This is a genomic window from Pseudomonas silesiensis, assembly GCF_001661075.1.
Taxonomy (GTDB): Bacteria; Pseudomonadota; Gammaproteobacteria; order Pseudomonadales; family Pseudomonadaceae; genus Aquipseudomonas; species Aquipseudomonas silesiensis.
On record NZ_CP014870.1, the window covers coordinates 2,220,735 to 2,235,912 of the forward strand.

The following is a 15,178-nucleotide window of genomic DNA, read 5'->3' on the forward strand; positions in this document are numbered from 1 at the left end:
CTGGGCTGATCAGTAGGTGCGCGAGGGCGCTTGCTCGGTGGCGGGTGTGCGGTAGCGCGCGAGGGTGGCCGTGGCGCTTTGGCGCAGCAGGCTGATGTCGATGGCCACCGCAATGAACTGGCAGCCCCAGCCCTGATAGCGCCGCGCATCTTCTTCGTTGGGCGCGAGGATTCCACAGGCCTTGCCGGCCGCGAGGGTCGCTTTCACTGCATGTTGGATGCGCTCTTGAACCTCGGGATGACCCGGATTGCCGGCATGGCCCAGGCCAATGGACAAATCCGCCGGCCCGATGAATACCGCGTCGACGCCTTCGACGGCGGCAATCGCTTCGACGTTTTCAACACCCAAGCGCGATTCCACCTGAACGATCAGGCACAACTGCTCATGGGCAGTGTTGAGGTAGTCGGGCACCGCATCCCAGCGCGTGGCGCGGGTCAGACCGCCGCCGACGCCGCGAATACCGTGGGGCGGGTAGCGCATGGCGCGCACCAGGGTGGCGGCTTGTTCGGCGGTTTCGACCATCGGGATCATCAGCGTCTGCGCGCCGATGTCCAGCAGTTGCTTGATCAGGTTGGCGTCGCCGGTCACCGCCCGCACCACCGGGGTGGTGGAGTAGGGCGCCACCGCCTGCAATTGGGCGAGCACGCCGGGCACGGTGTTCGGCGCGTGTTCGCCGTCGATCAGCATCCAGTCGTAACCGGTGGTGGCGACGATCTCGGCGGCGTAGCCGGTGGCGAATCCGGCCCAGATACCATACTGGGTTGCGCGGTTGTTCAGCGCGGCTTTGAAAGCGTTGTGCGGCATGTTCATGACGGGGTCCTTTCTCAGCGGTTGTACGGCCGATGCAGTTGGCATTCCGGGTTCAGGGTCACGCCGAAGCCGGGCTGATCGAGCGCCGACAGGCGCATGCGGCCGTTCACCGGCACCGGTTCGCCGAGCAGTTGCGGGTGGAACATCGGCACCACTTCATCGGCCTTGGGCGCCATCATCAGGAATTCGGCGAACGGGCTGTTATGCCGGGTGGCGACAAAGTGATAGCTGTACACCGAAGAACCGTGGGGAATGACCAGTGCGTTATGGGCGTCGGCCAGCGCCGAAATCTTCACCAGTTCGGTGATCCCGCCGCACCAGCCGACGTCCGGCTGGATGATGTCGCAGCAGCCCATCTCCAGCAGCATGCGGAAGCCCCAACGGGTCGCTTCGTGTTCGCCGGTGGTGACCAGCATGCCTTTGGGCACGTTGTTGCGCAGCGCCGCGTAGCCCCAGTAATCGTCCGGCGGCAGCGCCTCTTCGATCCACTTCAAGCCATGTTCGTGAGCACCGACCGCCAATTTGGTGGCGTAGTTGAGGTCCAGGCTCATCCAGCAATCGAGCATCAGCCAGAAGTCCGGGCCGACCCGCTCGCGCATGGTCGCCAGTTCTTCGAGGTTCTTGCGCAGGCCTTCTTCACCTTCGGCCGGGCCATGGTGCAACGGCATCTTGCCACCGATGAAACCCATTTTCTGTGCCAGGTCCGGACGGGCGCCGGTGGCATAGAACTGCAATTCGTCGCGCACCGCACCGCCGAGCAGCTGATGCACGGGCTCCTGGCGGATCTTCCCGAGCAAGTCCCAGAGCGCCAGGTCGACGCCGGAGATCGTGTTGATGACGATGCCTTTGCGCCCGTAATACAGGGTCGACTGGTACATCTGATCCCAGATGCGCTCGATGTCGGTGACTTTGGCGCCTTCCAGGAAACGCGCCAGGTGCTTCTCGACGATGTAGGCAGCCGGTTCGCCACCGGTGGTCACGGCAAAACCGACGGTGCCATCGCTGGCTTCGATCTCGACCACCAGGGTCCCGAGCACGTTGATGCCGAAGGTGCGGCGGCTCTGGCGGTACTCGGGGTATTTGCTCATCGGCGTGGCGATGTGATCGTCGATCCAGTGGCCGTCCGCCTGATCGTGATAATCCGCGCCGCCGCCTCGCAGAGTGAAGGCGCGGACGTGCTTAATGGTTGGAATGCCCATGGTGTGACTCCTCAGGTATTAAATGGTGGCCGGTTTTTTGGCAGCGCTCGGAATGGGCGAGCGGATGCCCAGGACCAGCAACGCGGCGATGACGGTGGTAGCGGAAAGCAGGTAGAGACCGGCGGCCGGTGAATGGAAGGCGCCTTCGGCCCAGTTCTTCAGCACCGGGGCGATGAAACCGCCAAGGGCACCGAACGAGTTGATCAGGGCGATCCCGGCCGCCGCGGCGCTGCCGGCGAGGTAGCTGGAGGGGAATGTCCAGAACACCGGTTGCACGGCGATGAAGCCGGAGGCGGCGAAGCACAGGGCGATGATGCCCAGGAACGGGCTGCTGAAGGTCACCGAGCAGGCGATCCCGGCCGCCGACATCAGCAAAGTCAGGCACGCCGTGCGGCGTCGTTCGCCGGTGCGGTCGCTGTAGCCGGGGATCAGGTAGGCGGCGACGATCGCGCAGATCCATGGAATCGCCGTGACCAGTCCGACCATCAACCCGACCTTGGTGCCGAGCAAGCCGCCGACCTGGGTAGGCAGGTAAAACACCACGCCGTAGACGCTGGCCTGGATCAGCAGGTAGATCAGGCACAGGTACAGCACCGAGGGTTGGCACAACACGTTGAGCAGGCTGCGGCCGTGATTTTGTTTATGGCTGTCTTCCTGGTCGAGCAGGGTCTTGATCTGCAAGCGTTCTTCAGCGGTCAGCCACTTGGCGTCAGCCGGGCGATTGTCCAGGTACCAATAGGCCCAGATGCCCACGGCCGTCGCCATCAGACCTTCCACTGCAAACAGCCATTGCCAGCCATGGAAACCGGCGAAGCCATCCATTTCCAGGAGCAGGCCCGACAGCGGGCTGCCGAAAATGAACGCCAGTGGCGCGCCGAAGTAGAAGAACCCCATGGCCTTGCCGCGCACCGCGTTGGGGAACCAGTAGGTGAGGTAAAGGATGACGCCCGGGAAGAAGCCGGCTTCGGCCACGCCCAGCAAGAAGCGCAGGACGTAGAAAGTGGTTTCGTTGTGGGCGAAAACCATGGCCGCGGACACCAGGCCCCAGGTGACCATGATGCGGCACATCCACAGGCGGGCGCCGACGCGGTGCAGGATCAGGTTGCTCGGCACTTCGAGCAGCGCATAGCCGACGAAGAACACCCCGGCGCCGAAGGCGAAGGCGGCGTCACTGATGCCGGTGTCGGCTTGAAAGGCTTGCTTGGCGAACCCGACGTTGGCGCGGTCGAGGAAGGCCATGATGTACATCAGCAGGAGAAACGGGAGGAGCCGCCAGGAAATTTTGGCGAGCAGAGGCGCGGGTAGAGTCTTCATCGCAGTTTTCCTTTGGTAGGGCATTTGTTCTTATGGGAAAGACTGTACGACCGCGGATCTATGCGTTACAAATCGAATTTAGCTTACAACTGATACCCTGAAGGTATCGATAAAGAAGGCTCGCCAATGCCCACGCCGACCATCTCCCGCAGCCTGCTCAACCGCCTGCGCTACAAGCATTTGCATATGCTGGTGGCACTGAGCACCAGTCAGAACCTGCACCGCGCCTCCCAGACCCTGAGCATGTCGCAGCCGGCGGCAACCCGCATGCTGCATGAGATCGAGGACATGTTCGGCTGCGATCTGTTCGAACGCCTGCCGCGCGGGATGCGGCCAACGGCGCTGGGCAGTGAGTTGATCCGTTTCGCCGAGTCAGCGATCAGTGGTCTCGATCGTTGCGCCGAAGACCTGATCGCACGGCAGCAGGGTGGTTTCGGCTACCTTTCCATCGGCACCATCATGGGCGCCGCGCCGGACCTGGTGATGGACTCGATTGCCGAAATCAAGGCGCTCAATCCGCAACTGCGCATTCGCATCATGGGCGACACCAGCGATCAGGTGATCCAGTTGCTGGAGCAGGGCCGCATCGATCTGGCCATCGCCCGGCGCAATGCCGCCACCGACAGCGAACATTACGATTTCGAACAGCTGGGCAACGAACGCCTGCTGGTCGTGGTGCACGCCGGTCATCCCCTGGCCCGCCGCAAAAAACTGGAACTGTCGGAACTGGTCAGCGGCTGGCCGTGGATCCTGCAACCGGAAACCAGCCCGGCGCGGATTGGTCTGGACCAGGCGTTGCAGCGCCTGGCCCTGCCGTTGCCGGCGGACATCATTGAATGCAGCTCGGTGTATTCGATGCAGCAGTTGATTCAACTGACCGACGCGATCATGGTGCTCTCGGAAACCGCGTTGCGCGACTACCTGAAAATGGGCCTGGTAGTGGCGCTCCCGGTAGAACTCGACGTACAACTGGCGCCGTTCGGATTGCTGCTACGCAAGGGCGAGCACATCAGTCGAGAGTTGGGTCTGTTCATCGATTTGCTGCGCAAGCGGCGTTAGCTCGTCGTACTCCGCGACCCGCCCCCGCGACGGTTGGACTGTTCCTCGAGCTCGATGGCGAAATCCGTGGCCTCCTGGTAGTGATGGAAGATCCAGGTTTTGCCTGTGTGCCGCTCGATGACATGGAAGAGGCCGAGCTTCTTGGTCACCACCTGGAAGCGAGCACCGCGGCGCGACTTGAATCGATTGCGCCGGAAGAACTCCAAGGATGCTTCATTGGAGTGGACGAGCAGGGCGCCGAGCTCATCGATGTGCTGCTGAAAGGATGGATGCATGTCTGATCCTCTTAGTGGAGAACATGTATTCGCAAGCACTGTGTTGCCAGTTGCTTGCCTATGCAGGCAGAGGTGTGTTCCGAACTAAAGGTGACTGATCCATTCAGGCGAGCACAAACGAACCTGCCTGAAAGAGATAAGTCCATTTTTGGCCACCGGGTTTTATGATCACATACCGTTCGTCCAAAGTTGCGCACTTGCAGTGTCTCGCGCTTCTAATGTTAAAGCGGATACATCACGCACATCAGAACGGAGAGCCGGCATGGACATTGATAAAAACGCGCCAGGAAACATATCTCAGCAGGGTGTAACGAGCGGTACGGATAACGAAGTCGGCCCTGATCCCAGTCGCAACCCCGAGGTGCCGCTGCCACCGGACGACGAAGCACCTGTCGAGGAAGAGCTGGCCAATGTGGATGCCAGCAACTCAGTGTCGAGTGAGCATCCCGACCCCCTGTAGGCGCGGAGCAAGCTCCTGCCGAACTTACCCCGCCACCAATAGGGCCCACTTTGCACACTGCGATCTGCAGTATCAGTGTCCTTTAACTTTCTTGATACGCAGCACAATGAGCGCAAGGATGCCGATCGCCAGGGGCGTCATGGCCAGCATGGCTTCCCGTGGGGCCACGTCGACGCCGAGCAGGTGCAACCCCGAATAGCCCAGCTTGAGCAGGCTCAGCAGGTAGTAGGTGATGGCGATGATCGACAGGCCCTCCACCGCGCGCTGGATCTTGATCTGGGCATCGGCGCGGGCGTTCAGGCTTTTGAGGATCTCCGAGTTCTGCTCTTCCATTTCCACCTGGACCCGGGCCTGCAACAGATCGCCCAGGTTGGCCACGCTTTTGGCCAGGTGCTCCAGCCGTTGTTCGGTGGCGGTGCAGTACCTGACGGTGGGCTTGAAGCGGCGATCGATGAACACCCCCAACCGCTGGCAATCCCCCACATGACTTTCCCGCAGTTCGCCCAGGCGCTCGAATACCAATTGGGCGTACGCCTGGGTGGCGCTGAAGCGATGGCGGGTTTTCGCAGTACAGCTGACCACCTGCGCCGAAAGGCTGGAGATGTCCGCCAGCAGCGCCTTCGCGTTGCCACTGTCGGCGTCGGCATTGCGTCCGGACAGCGTGACCAGGGTCTGGTCAAAGACGTTGAGTTGCGCGCTCAAGGTCTTGGCCGTGGTCAAGGACAGCGAGGCCATCATCCGGTACGTCTCGATTTCCAGCAGGCGGCGGATCATCCGTCCCTGGCGGTAGGCGTTGAGGCGCCGGTTGACGAACAGCAGCCGGTTGCTGCCGTCCTCGCTGAGGCGAAAATCGCTCCAGACCACCGCGTCGCCGCCGCCCACGCAGGAACCGCATGGATCCTTGAAACCGTAGCTGGCGAGGTCCAGGCCGGCTTCGCCACGCACGACGATCTGCACCGAATTGATCAGCTGCGGCAGATGCCCTTCGACCTTTTGCGCCAGCACCTCGGGCAGCGATGTCCAGGACAAGTCATCGCAGGACGAAGTGACCACCAGGGTCAGGGTGAAGAATTCGGCGTGGCGTTCCCATTTCAGCGCGTGGCCATCGAGCCGAGTGATGCCCTGGGCGGCATGCGGATCGATCGGCCCCGGGCAGCAGCGATCCAGCAGCGCATTGCACTGCGGTTCCGTGCCGAGAAAGGCCATGTGAAACACATGGGCCGGCTCGTCGAAATACAGTGAAGGGCGTGCGTGCAGTTCGTTGTGCAGGGTTTGTCTGTGCGGATGCATGCTGTTCAGGCCATGTGGGTCGACTGCTGGTGTTAGTGGGACTGGTGGGGGAACTCACGAGTCACTTGCAGGAATCGATACTTTTTCTGGCCTGATGCCAATGGCTCTTTTTGCTTGATAAATTTTATTCAGAACCGGTCTTTACCTGGTCACTGATAAGTTGGGCCAACGTTCTTACAGGCTCAGTCAAACTCTGCCGAGCCCGATGCACGAGCCCGATATCACGATGGAAGGTGTACTGCCCCAGGTCCAGCACGCGTACACCAGCGGGCCATTCCTGATGGGTGGCTATCTGCGGCACCAGCGCTACCCCCACACCATTTTCAACCAGCTTGACGATGGCTTCCAGTTCATCCAGCTCGCAAACCTCACGCAAGGTGAAATGCATCTGCCGAAGGAAGCGATCCACCTGTCTGCCCCCGAATGATGATCGGTCATAGCGAATGAACGGTTGGCTGGAAAGCAGTTCCGACCAATCTTCTCCCGGCAGGTCACACGGCACGATCAAGCGGTAGGGCTCAAGCGCCAAGGTCGTCCAGCGCAGATCGCTTTGAAGTGAGAAGGGCGGGCGAATGATTGCCGCCATGTCGATTTCGCCGGCATCCACGAGGTTGACCAACTCCATCGATAGCCCTGGGACTACCCGGGTGCGGCATTGCGGGCATTGTTGGTGAAACCTGGCTAATGCGTCCGGTAAAAAGGATCGCTGCACGGAAGCGATAGCACCGATATTCACCAGCACGCTCGCAGGCAGTCCGACCGTGGTCGAACCCAGGTTTTCATAAAGGCGAAGCAGCTCTTGCGCTTGCAGGAGTATTTGGTGGCCCATTCTGTTGAGGTGGGCCGAGCGCCCCTTTCGGTCGAAGATTTCGAAGCCGAGCTCAGCCTCCAGACGCTGAATCTGGGCGCTCACCGCTGCTTGGGTGAGGCCGATTTTATTCCCGGCAGCGGCAAATGTTCCTTCCCGTGCAACGGCGATGAGTGTTTTGAGTTCTTTGATCATTCACAAATATTAATTGTGTTTCTAAGAAAATTATATTGATTTTTTTGTTTTTAGGGCCGCTCTACGATGTGTCCATCCCCCGGCAACAGCCCGAACCTCCAGGCCGATGTCGGTGGACCGCGGAACTTGAAGCGTCGTGAAAAATTAACGGCCAGCATTTTTATGCTCCGTCCTTCACCAACAAAAAAATGTACTGGAGTTCTGATGAGCCTCTCGCCTTTCCACCTCGCAATCCCTGTTTACAACCTTGCTGGCGCACGCACCTTTTACGGCGAAGTGTTCGGCCTGGAAGAAGGTCGTTCCAGCGACCAATGGGTCGATTTCAATTTTTATGGTCACCAGCTGGTTATTCACGAACACCCAAAAACCGCTTCCCAGGAAAGCGTCCATAGCAACCCCGTCGACGGCCACAACGTACCTGTTCCGCACTTCGGCATCATTTTGGGCTGGGAACAATGGGAAGCGCTGGCCGAGCGCCTCAAGTCCTTTGGCATTGAGTTTGTAATCGAACCCTACATTCGCTTCAAAGGACAGGTTGGCGAGCAAGCCACCATGTTTCTGTTCGACCCTTGCGGTAACGCGCTTGAATTCAAGGCCTTCAAGGATATGAGCCAGCTCTTCGCAAAATAAGAAACGGGTGGCACAACAGCGTTGTGCCATTTGAACTCAAGTGAGCTGGAAGCTCATGACTCTAGCAACTGCCAATTAACGCAGTCCTTTAATTCCAACAAAAAGGCTAGACATGAAACGTATTCCCCTGGTGTGGCAAATCATTGCCGGGCTGTTGCTTGGCGTGCTCGTCGGTTGGTATTTCAATACCCATCCGCAATATCAATCGTGGGTCAGTGCAGAAATCCTGAAACCGCTTGGCGATATCTTTATCAAGATGATGAAGATGGTCGTTGTACCGATCGTGTTCTGTTGCATGATCCTGGGCATCGCAGGAGGCGGCGATAACAAATCATTTGGTCGTATGGGCATAAAGTCGTTGGGCTATTTCTTTGCGATCACCGGCCTGGCGATTGTGATGGGACTGTGTTTCGCAAACATCTTCGAGCCTGGCACGGGCACCGATATTTCGGGCATTACGCATAGCTCTGCATCCATCACCATGGAACCTTCGAAGGGGGCATTGGTGATTGTGCAGAACATCGTCCCGGATAACGTTTTCGTGGCGATGTCGGAAGCGAAGCTGCTGTCGGTGTTGTTCTTTGCAGTGTTATTCGGCATGGCGCTGAACTCGCTGCCCAGGGAGAAGAGCGCGCCAGTGGTCGCGGTGGTTCAGGGTATTTCCGATGCGATGTTCAAAGTCGTTTCAATCGTCATGGCGTACGCACCGATAGGTGTATTTGGAATGATCGGCGCTACCGTTGCGACCTTTGGCTTTGCCTCGCTATTGCCTTTGCTCAAGCTGATTGGTGTGGTTTACCTGGCACTGATTGTCTTTGCGTTGGTGGTACTCGGCGGTATTTGCTATTTGATCGGCGAGAACATCTTCAAGCTGATCAAGTACTTCCGAAATGAGCTGATTCTTGCGTTCTCGAGTGCCGCGTCGGCAGCGGTCATGCCACAGCTGATGAGCAAGCTGGAGAGCTATGGCGTTCCGCGCCGTATCGTCAGTTTTGTGGTGCCGGTGGGGTATGCGTTCAATCTGGATGGTGCGTCGATCTTTCTTGGCGTAGCGACGATTTTTGTCGCACAACTCTATGGTATCGATCTGTCGCTGTCGCAGCAGATTTTGCTGGTGGTCACGATGGTGCTGACCTCCAAAGGCGCTGCCGGGGTACCTGGATTTGCCATCATTATCCTGTCCGCCACATTGGCGTCTGCCGGTCTTCCATTGGAAGGGGTAGCGCTTATCGCGGGGATCTTCAGGATTATCGATAGCGGAACCACCACGCTGAACGTGCTGGGTAATGCCATCGCACCCTTGGTAATCGCCAAGTGGGAGAGGGCGGACCTTGAGCCGTCACGAGTCAATCAGGCAGTACAAAAAGCATAGCTATGCGCGCCTGCGTCTTGGTGCGGAACTTACCATCGCGCCACGTGAAAGTTACTACGGCGGAGGCGCCAAGGGCTATACCGATTGGCCAACGGCCAACTTCAACTAATGAGAGATTCTCCTACATAAGGAATACATCATGAGCAATCCAACTTACGTCCAGGAATACAACGCGATCGTCGACGTACTTAGCCAGTACAACGAAGGTGGCGCCAAGGCTGACAGCACCTTGATGAAACCCGCGTTCAACGAACAGGCCACACTGTTTGGGGTCGACGGCGACAAGCTCGTCGGCGGCGCGATCCAGAACCTGTACGACGTCATCGACAACTCTTTCCGACCCTCTCCGGAGGCCAGAGCCGCGATCGTTAGCATCGACATCGTGGGCACTGCCGCCAGTGCGCGGGTCGATACTGACAACGTTTCGGGTTTTCGCTTTACCGACTTCTTCAACCTGCTGAAGGTAGATGGCCAGTGGACGATCGTCAGCAAGATTTATCACACCCACCCGAGCGCTTGAACCCTCGAGGTGCCTGGAAGGTCATCGCCAAGGGTTATCACCAATTTCAAGGTTGAGCATCCTTCGATCCCTGTTAAATGAATGTTGGGATCGGAGCATGGCTCCGATGCCAACGAGTCCTGGCATTACCCGCAGGGGCCTTTTTAACCATTGGCTGACGTTGATTCTAGAGTTGGATTACACCGTTCGTTTCGTGAGCTGCTTGTGGGTATTTTTAAGCCATTTTTGCCAATGCAGAAGACTCCCGCATTGCTACTCGTGCCGCCAGGAAGGCTAGAACCGCTGCCACGCCCAGCAATGCTGCGCTCAACTCGAAGGTCGCTCGGTAACCGCTTGAGTCAAAGACCAGCCCACCCACGGTCGCCCCAAACGCGATAGCGAGTTGGATGATCGCCACCATTAAGCCGCCTCCTGCTTCGGCCTCGTCAGGCAAGGTTCTAGCCAGCCATGTCCACCATCCCACGGGCGCTGCCGTAGCAACCAGTCCCCATAGGGCAAGCAAGACAGTCGTGGTAGCCGCCGAGCTTCCGAATGAAACGAGCGCCAGCGCAATGACCGCCATCAGGATCGGGATGACGATGAGGGTTCGATACAGGCCATTTTTCAAGAACGCTTCAATCAGGAAGGTTCCGGCAAGTCCCGCCAGGCCCAGAACGAGCAACATCAATGACAGCATGGAGACACTGACGTGCGTGACCGTTTCAAGGAATGGGCGCAAATAGGTAAACAGCATGAACTGGCCCATGAAAAACACACTGACCGCCACCATGCCTAACGCGATCGGCGTGCTTTTCATCAACTTGAAGACGTTGCCGGTGCCTGAACGGCTTTGCGTTGCCATCCGTGGAAGGCTAAACAATAGCCATATACAAGCGACGATCGCGACTGGGATGACGCACAGGAATGCACCGCGCCAGCCAATCAGGGCGCCAAGAAAACTGCCCAATGGTGCTGCAATCACAGTCGCCAAAGCGTTGCCGCCGTTGACGATTGCCATGGCGCGTGTGACCTGGTCATCAGGCACAAGGCGCATGGCGGTTGCCGCCGACAGTGACCAGAAGCCACCAATCGCAACACCGATCAGTGCGCGCCCGATCATGAATACAACGTAGTTCGGTGCGAACGCGACCACTGTTCCGGAAAGGATCATCAACAGCGTCAGTGAAAGAAGTAGCGGTTTACGGTCTACCCGCGCCGCCACCAGAGGGATAAGAAGGCTGGTGAATAAGGCAAACAGCCCCGAAACGGAAATGCCCTGGCCGGCTTGTCCTTCGGTGATATGCAGATCGGCGGCAATGGGGGTCAGCAGGCTGACGGGCATGAACTCCGATGCCACCAGCACAAAGGCGGCGAGCGACATGGCGAATACGGCACCCCATGATTTATGGGGCGCGGGGAGGGAAAGATCAGTCATTGCTTGAATCCTTTATTGCGCGAAGCGTCGTAGCCCCGAGGACGAGGCTACGAGAGAGGAGATGCCCGGCCAGGGCACCGAAAAGTCGGGAAGTTGTAGGTGCCGACCATCTCGTCGCAGTAGTTTTCCAGGCCTGTCTCACAGTCGTTACAGTGTTTACAGCTGTCGACGACGCAGCCGACACCGACCAGATCGCCGACTTTGAAATCTGCTACATGTGCGCCCACCGCCGATACGCGACCGACAATTTCGTGCCCAGGAACACAAGGAAATTGCGTGCCTGCCCACTCGGCGCGCACTTGGTGCAAATCCGAATGGCAGATGCCACAGAAGGCGATATCGATCTGAACATCATGGGCTGCCGGCGTGCGGCGATTGATCTGCATCGGCTCAAGGGGTTTGTCGCCAGCGTGAGCGCCATAGGCTTGTACCAGCATGGGAGAGACCTCAAAGGATTTGTAGGATGGACATTTTCCCGGTCGGCCAAGGCTTCCTGTAGTGCATTCCACTGGATTACTTGCCTGATTCTATGAGTCTCTGCTTTTTTGCAGGACGCTCGGGAGCTGGCGAGTTAGAGTTCAGCGAAGAGGTACCAGACGAATATGACGAACACTCCCAACACCGATTCTGAACAGACATCGCCACAGGAAAAGCTTGCGCAGATCATCGGCGCGCAGGTCTCGAAACCCGGTGATTACGGGACGGCCATTACAGGTCTCGGCTTCTTCAGGCGCGAACATCCAGCACCGCCCACTGTCTGCATGGTCGAGCCAAGCATCATCCTCGTCGCCCGGGGTGAGAAGCAGCTCTGGGTAGGTGGCGAAGGCTACCCGTATGACAGGTCGCGATTTCTGATCACCTCGTTGGACTTGCCTGCCAATTCAGAAGTGCTGGCGGCAAGCCCGGAACAGCCATGCGTGGGGCTGACGTTGAAACTCGATCTGCGCATGCTGGCTGAGCTGATAGCGCAAAGTGACTTGCCGCCAACCCGTGATCGATCCGTTGCAAAGGGGGTAGGGATTGGTTCAGTGACTCCTGCGATGCTGGCGTCATTCGAGCGTTTATTGGCACTGCTCGATGAGCCGGAGTCCATCCCTGTTCTGGCCCCCTTGATCCAGCGCGAGATTCACTACCGTCTCTTGCAGAGTGATCAGGCGAGCCGGCTTCGACAAATAACATCCGTCGATGGCCAAGGTTATCGGATCGCGAAAGCCATCGATTGGCTGAAGTTGAATTACACCTCGGCACTTCGCATCGATGAACTTGCAGCCCGTGTGCAGATGAGCACGCCGACCTTTCACCACCACTTTCGCCAACTCACCGCAATGAGCCCGTTGCAGTACCAGAAATGGCTGCGTCTGAACGAGGCAAGGCGATTGATGCTCAATGAGCACCAGGACGTATCCAGTGCGGCTTTCAAGGTCGGATATGAAAGCCCGTCTCAGTTCAGTCGTGAATACAGCCGTCTGTTCGGCGTCGCTCCCAAGCGAGACATTGCGGCGTTGCGAGGGCATGGCTAGATATCATAACGAGCCTCTCTTGGAATTTACGCTGAAGTTGGAATACGAGAGTCCTCGCTGGACGTAATCAGGCTCGATAGGTGACGCTTGGCGCCGCCGCCAAGCGTAAGGCTGTGAACTTAAAAGGACGCCACCGGTTCACCGAAAATGCCCTCTTCAGGCACAACGCCCAAGCCGACTCCTTGTGGGCGTTTGATGTAACCGTCTTCCACCCGTATTCCATTTTTTTGGTCGTAGTTCCCGTCGATCATTGGCGCCGCGATCCAGACGCCTTCCAGCAGTTCAGGAGCGACGGTCGCGCCGATGTGAGTGCAGGCGGCCGCAATGAGATCTCCGCCCCATGCGTCATCACAGGTGTGGGGTAAGTTTCGTGCTGCACAAATGTCACGGAACGCCCGCATTGGATGCAAGCCACCCAGCGCTGTGACCTTCATTCCGAAACCATCGACCAGGCCGGTTCCCGCTACAGTGATTGCAGTATTTATTGTGGTGCAACTCTCGTCCATGTACATCGCATGGCTAATCTGCGATCGGATTTTCTGGAAGTCTTCGATGGTGTTGCAGGGTTGTTCAAGGATAAAAGGAACGTTTGTACATTCGCGGCAGAGCCTTAAGGCGTCGCGTGTATTCAGGCCTCGATTTGCATCTACGGCGAGCTTGGTACGTGAGCCGCCTACCGCTTCCCACACCTTTTGAACGGCCGCGATATCTTCCTCGATTGGTCTGCCACCTACCTTTATCTGTAGTCGGGGATAACCTTGGTTGCGCTTATCGACAGCAAGGCGGGCTGATTCGTCGGGATCACTGATTCCAACAACAGAGTAGGAGGGGATACGATCTGCCAGGGCACCGCCCAGGAGATCCGAAACGCTGAGACCCAGATGCTTCCCTAACAGGTCATGCAAGGCGATATCGATCGCTGCTTTGGCGTAGTTGTGGCCTTTGAGTAATCCATCCATGCGTCGATGCAGAGGAACAGGCAGCACTTCAGTGCCAACGAGCCCTTTGGCCATTGCAGCCAAAGCCGCCACCGCACCTCCTGAATGTGACTCGGAGAAGGTCGGGCCAACAGGGCACGTCTCGCCCCACCCAAACAGTCCGTTATCCGCTACGAGTTTTACCAACGTGGTTGTCAATGAATATACGACTTGATTGGCCATGGTATATGGACCGTCAAGGACGGGTAATTCGTAGGTATAGATATGAACGCTAGCAATTTTCATTGATTTACCTCTGGAATGATTAAAACCAATTTGCCCAGGTGCGCCTTGCTCAAGAAGTCCTCTTGTGCTTGATGAATCTCATTTAGCGGATAGGTTTTAGCCACAACGGGACGTATTTCACCCGACTCTACATATGAGATGACATTGGTTAAAACCTCGTCCTCTTGAAAAGTGCAGCCATAAAGAGTGAGGTCTTTGAGGTAGAGTGTTCGAAGATCAATCTCTGCCATAGGGCCCGCAATTGCACCCGCAATGGCATACCGGCCCCCGAGACGAAGTACCCGTAAAAGATCTGGCCAGTCCTCACCCCCGACGATGTCGACCACCACGTCCACAGAGTTTTCGCCCAGGATCGAGACAAAATCGGCTTTGCGATCAAGGATGCGATCGGCGCCCAGCGCTTGCACCTCTGATGCTTTGGCGGCAGAACACTGCGCGATGACCGTCGCGCCCCTTCGCTTGGCAAGTTGCACGGCGGCAGATCCCACGCCTCCCGAAGCGCCGGTGATTAACACCACCTCGACACCCAATTTCGTTCTGTGCAACATGTTTTCTGCAGTTGAGTATGCGCAAGGTATCGATGCCAGCTCTGCATCTGTCCAATCGCATTCAACCTTGAGTGTTTCTTTCGAGGGTGCAACGGCAAACTGTGCAAAGCCGCCGTCACATTCGCTACCAAATGTCCAACATTCATAGGGCCTATGGTCGACGTAAGTACGTAGCAGATTGCTTACTATCACGCGTTCGCCGATGCGTGAAGCTGCAACACCTTTGCCAACGGCAACGATGTAACCACAGCAATCCGCACCTTGAATGCGTGGGAATTTCAACGAGGCGCCTGACCAGGAGGCATCATCGCCGTTCACGCTGTCGAATCCGCCTGCACCACCGGAGCCGGTATCGCTGCTAATCGACTTGGAGTACCAACCAATCCTCGTGTTGATATCCGTATTATTGACAGCAGAGGCACGTACCTGAATCAGCACTTCACCGTCCTTGGGTTGGGGGACGGCTACATCAGTCCGGTATTCAAGTTGCTCTAGTCCACCGAGTCCATTTAGTAGCACTGCATGCATCGTTGCGGGTATT

At 57.7% G+C, this 15,178-nt stretch carries 15 protein-coding genes and 1 pseudogene; 6 read left to right on the plus strand and 10 right to left on the minus strand.

The annotated features are described in order from the left end of the window. Positions 1-9: 9 nt before the first annotated feature. From PMA3_RS10160 to PMA3_RS10170, 3 genes are read right to left on the minus strand one after another with little or no spacing between them, the layout of a single operon-like run. Positions 10-810, minus strand: a complete 801-nt coding sequence (locus PMA3_RS10160; RefSeq protein ID WP_064677015.1) for an aldolase/citrate lyase family protein — start codon at positions 808-810, stop codon at positions 10-12. A 14-nt stretch (positions 811-824) separates the two neighbouring features. After that, entirely contained in the window at positions 825-2,009 is a 1,185-nt protein-coding gene (rhmD, locus tag PMA3_RS10165) for an L-rhamnonate dehydratase (RefSeq protein ID WP_064677016.1), read from the minus strand. A gap of 18 nt (positions 2,010-2,027) precedes the next feature. Continuing rightward, positions 2,028-3,323, minus strand: coding sequence for an MFS transporter (locus PMA3_RS10170; protein WP_064677017.1), 1,296 nt, complete (start codon positions 3,321-3,323; stop codon positions 2,028-2,030). Positions 3,324-3,449: 126 nt separating this feature from the next. Between PMA3_RS10170 and PMA3_RS10175 the strand changes: the two genes are divergently transcribed. Continuing rightward, the gene (locus PMA3_RS10175; RefSeq protein WP_064677018.1) at positions 3,450-4,382 is read left to right on the plus strand and encodes a LysR family transcriptional regulator; all 933 of its coding nucleotides are present in this window, start codon (positions 3,450-3,452) and stop codon (positions 4,380-4,382) included. On the opposite strand, the gene PMA3_RS10180 is transcribed toward PMA3_RS10175, so the two are convergent. Then, the gene (locus tag PMA3_RS10180; RefSeq protein WP_064677019.1) at positions 4,379-4,657 is read right to left on the minus strand and encodes a hypothetical protein; all 279 of its coding nucleotides are present in this window, start codon (positions 4,655-4,657) and stop codon (positions 4,379-4,381) included. The two genes, PMA3_RS10175 and PMA3_RS10180, sit on opposite strands and share 4 nt — an antisense overlap. A gap of 262 nt (positions 4,658-4,919) precedes the next feature. Here PMA3_RS10180 and PMA3_RS10185 point away from each other — a divergent pair, with 262 nt between their 5' ends. Further along, positions 4,920-5,117 (plus strand): hypothetical protein, encoded by a 198-nt coding sequence (locus PMA3_RS10185; RefSeq protein ID WP_064677020.1) that lies wholly within the window; start codon positions 4,920-4,922, stop codon positions 5,115-5,117. Positions 5,118-5,189: 72 nt separating this feature from the next. Here the strand turns inward: PMA3_RS10185 and PMA3_RS10190 are convergent, their stop codons facing one another. Together PMA3_RS10190 and PMA3_RS10195 are read right to left on the minus strand one after the other, a co-directional pair. Further along, the gene (locus tag PMA3_RS10190; RefSeq protein WP_064677021.1) at positions 5,190-6,407 is read right to left on the minus strand and encodes a DUF3422 domain-containing protein; all 1,218 of its coding nucleotides are present in this window, start codon (positions 6,405-6,407) and stop codon (positions 5,190-5,192) included. Positions 6,408-6,531: 124 nt separating this feature from the next. Continuing rightward, on the minus strand, positions 6,532-7,410 hold the full coding sequence (locus tag PMA3_RS10195; protein ID WP_064677022.1) for a LysR family transcriptional regulator: 879 nt from the start codon (positions 7,408-7,410) through the stop codon (positions 6,532-6,534). 204 nt (positions 7,411-7,614) lie between these two features. On the opposite strand from PMA3_RS10195, the gene PMA3_RS10200 reads away from it, so the two are divergent. The 3 genes from PMA3_RS10200 (at position 7,615) to PMA3_RS10210 (ending at position 9,932) form a co-directional block, all read left to right on the plus strand. Further along, the gene (locus PMA3_RS10200) at positions 7,615-8,040 is read left to right on the plus strand and encodes a VOC family protein (RefSeq protein ID WP_064677023.1); all 426 of its coding nucleotides are present in this window, start codon (positions 7,615-7,617) and stop codon (positions 8,038-8,040) included. 112 nt (positions 8,041-8,152) lie between these two features. Continuing rightward, positions 8,153-9,412 (plus strand): cation:dicarboxylate symporter family transporter, encoded by a 1,260-nt coding sequence (locus PMA3_RS10205; RefSeq protein WP_064677024.1) that lies wholly within the window; start codon positions 8,153-8,155, stop codon positions 9,410-9,412. Between the two features lie 139 nt (positions 9,413-9,551). After that, positions 9,552-9,932 carry a nuclear transport factor 2 family protein gene (locus tag PMA3_RS10210; RefSeq protein ID WP_064677025.1) on the plus strand — a complete coding sequence of 127 codons (381 nt, stop codon included), beginning with the start codon at positions 9,552-9,554 and terminating at the stop codon, positions 9,930-9,932. Between the two features lie 214 nt (positions 9,933-10,146). Here PMA3_RS10210 and PMA3_RS10215 read toward each other — a convergent pair whose 3' ends face one another. Both PMA3_RS10215 and PMA3_RS10220 read right to left on the minus strand, forming a co-directional pair. Continuing rightward, the gene (locus PMA3_RS10215) at positions 10,147-11,346 is read right to left on the minus strand and encodes an MFS transporter (RefSeq protein ID WP_064677026.1); all 1,200 of its coding nucleotides are present in this window, start codon (positions 11,344-11,346) and stop codon (positions 10,147-10,149) included. 68 nt (positions 11,347-11,414) lie between these two features. Beyond that, positions 11,415-11,783 (minus strand): annotated as a pseudogene (locus PMA3_RS10220) (alcohol dehydrogenase catalytic domain-containing protein); the annotation flags it as partial. Positions 11,784-11,948: 165 nt separating this feature from the next. Between PMA3_RS10220 and PMA3_RS10225 the strand changes: the two are divergent. Next, positions 11,949-12,866, plus strand: coding sequence for an AraC family transcriptional regulator (locus PMA3_RS10225; protein ID WP_064677027.1), 918 nt, complete (start codon positions 11,949-11,951; stop codon positions 12,864-12,866). A 119-nt stretch (positions 12,867-12,985) separates the two neighbouring features. On the opposite strand, the gene PMA3_RS10230 is transcribed toward PMA3_RS10225, so the two are convergent. Then, positions 12,986-14,089, minus strand: a complete 1,104-nt coding sequence (locus PMA3_RS10230; RefSeq protein ID WP_064677028.1) for a mandelate racemase/muconate lactonizing enzyme family protein — start codon at positions 14,087-14,089, stop codon at positions 12,986-12,988. Next, positions 14,086-15,075 (minus strand): alcohol dehydrogenase family protein, encoded by a 990-nt coding sequence (locus PMA3_RS10235; RefSeq protein ID WP_237140705.1) that lies wholly within the window; start codon positions 15,073-15,075, stop codon positions 14,086-14,088. Before PMA3_RS10235 ends, PMA3_RS10230 begins: the two co-directional genes overlap by 4 nt. Positions 15,076-15,178 lie beyond the last annotated feature (103 nt).

Excerpts from the sequence above, each read along its gene's own strand:
- PMA3_RS10160 (WP_064677015.1), bottom strand. The coding sequence starts at position 810 with ATGAACATGCCGCACAACGCTTTCAAAGCCGCGCTGAACAACCGCGCA.
- rhmD (WP_064677016.1), bottom strand. The coding sequence starts at position 2,009 with ATGGGCATTCCAACCATTAAGCACGTCCGCGCCTTCACTCTGCGAGGC.
- PMA3_RS10170 (WP_064677017.1), bottom strand. The coding sequence starts at position 3,323 with ATGAAGACTCTACCCGCGCCTCTGCTCGCCAAAATTTCCTGGCGGCTC.
- PMA3_RS10175 (WP_064677018.1), top strand. The coding sequence starts at position 3,450 with ATGCCCACGCCGACCATCTCCCGCAGCCTGCTCAACCGCCTGCGCTAC.
- PMA3_RS10180 (WP_064677019.1), bottom strand. The coding sequence starts at position 4,657 with ATGCATCCATCCTTTCAGCAGCACATCGATGAGCTCGGCGCCCTGCTC.
- PMA3_RS10185 (WP_064677020.1), top strand. The coding sequence starts at position 4,920 with ATGGACATTGATAAAAACGCGCCAGGAAACATATCTCAGCAGGGTGTA.
- PMA3_RS10190 (WP_064677021.1), bottom strand. The coding sequence starts at position 6,407 with ATGCATCCGCACAGACAAACCCTGCACAACGAACTGCACGCACGCCCT.
- PMA3_RS10195 (WP_064677022.1), bottom strand. The coding sequence starts at position 7,410 with ATGATCAAAGAACTCAAAACACTCATCGCCGTTGCACGGGAAGGAACA.
- PMA3_RS10200 (WP_064677023.1), top strand. The coding sequence starts at position 7,615 with ATGAGCCTCTCGCCTTTCCACCTCGCAATCCCTGTTTACAACCTTGCT.
- PMA3_RS10205 (WP_064677024.1), top strand. The coding sequence starts at position 8,153 with ATGAAACGTATTCCCCTGGTGTGGCAAATCATTGCCGGGCTGTTGCTT.
- PMA3_RS10210 (WP_064677025.1), top strand. The coding sequence starts at position 9,552 with ATGAGCAATCCAACTTACGTCCAGGAATACAACGCGATCGTCGACGTA.
- PMA3_RS10215 (WP_064677026.1), bottom strand. The coding sequence starts at position 11,346 with ATGACTGATCTTTCCCTCCCCGCGCCCCATAAATCATGGGGTGCCGTA.
- PMA3_RS10225 (WP_064677027.1), top strand. The coding sequence starts at position 11,949 with ATGACGAACACTCCCAACACCGATTCTGAACAGACATCGCCACAGGAA.
- PMA3_RS10230 (WP_064677028.1), bottom strand. The coding sequence starts at position 14,089 with ATGAAAATTGCTAGCGTTCATATCTATACCTACGAATTACCCGTCCTT.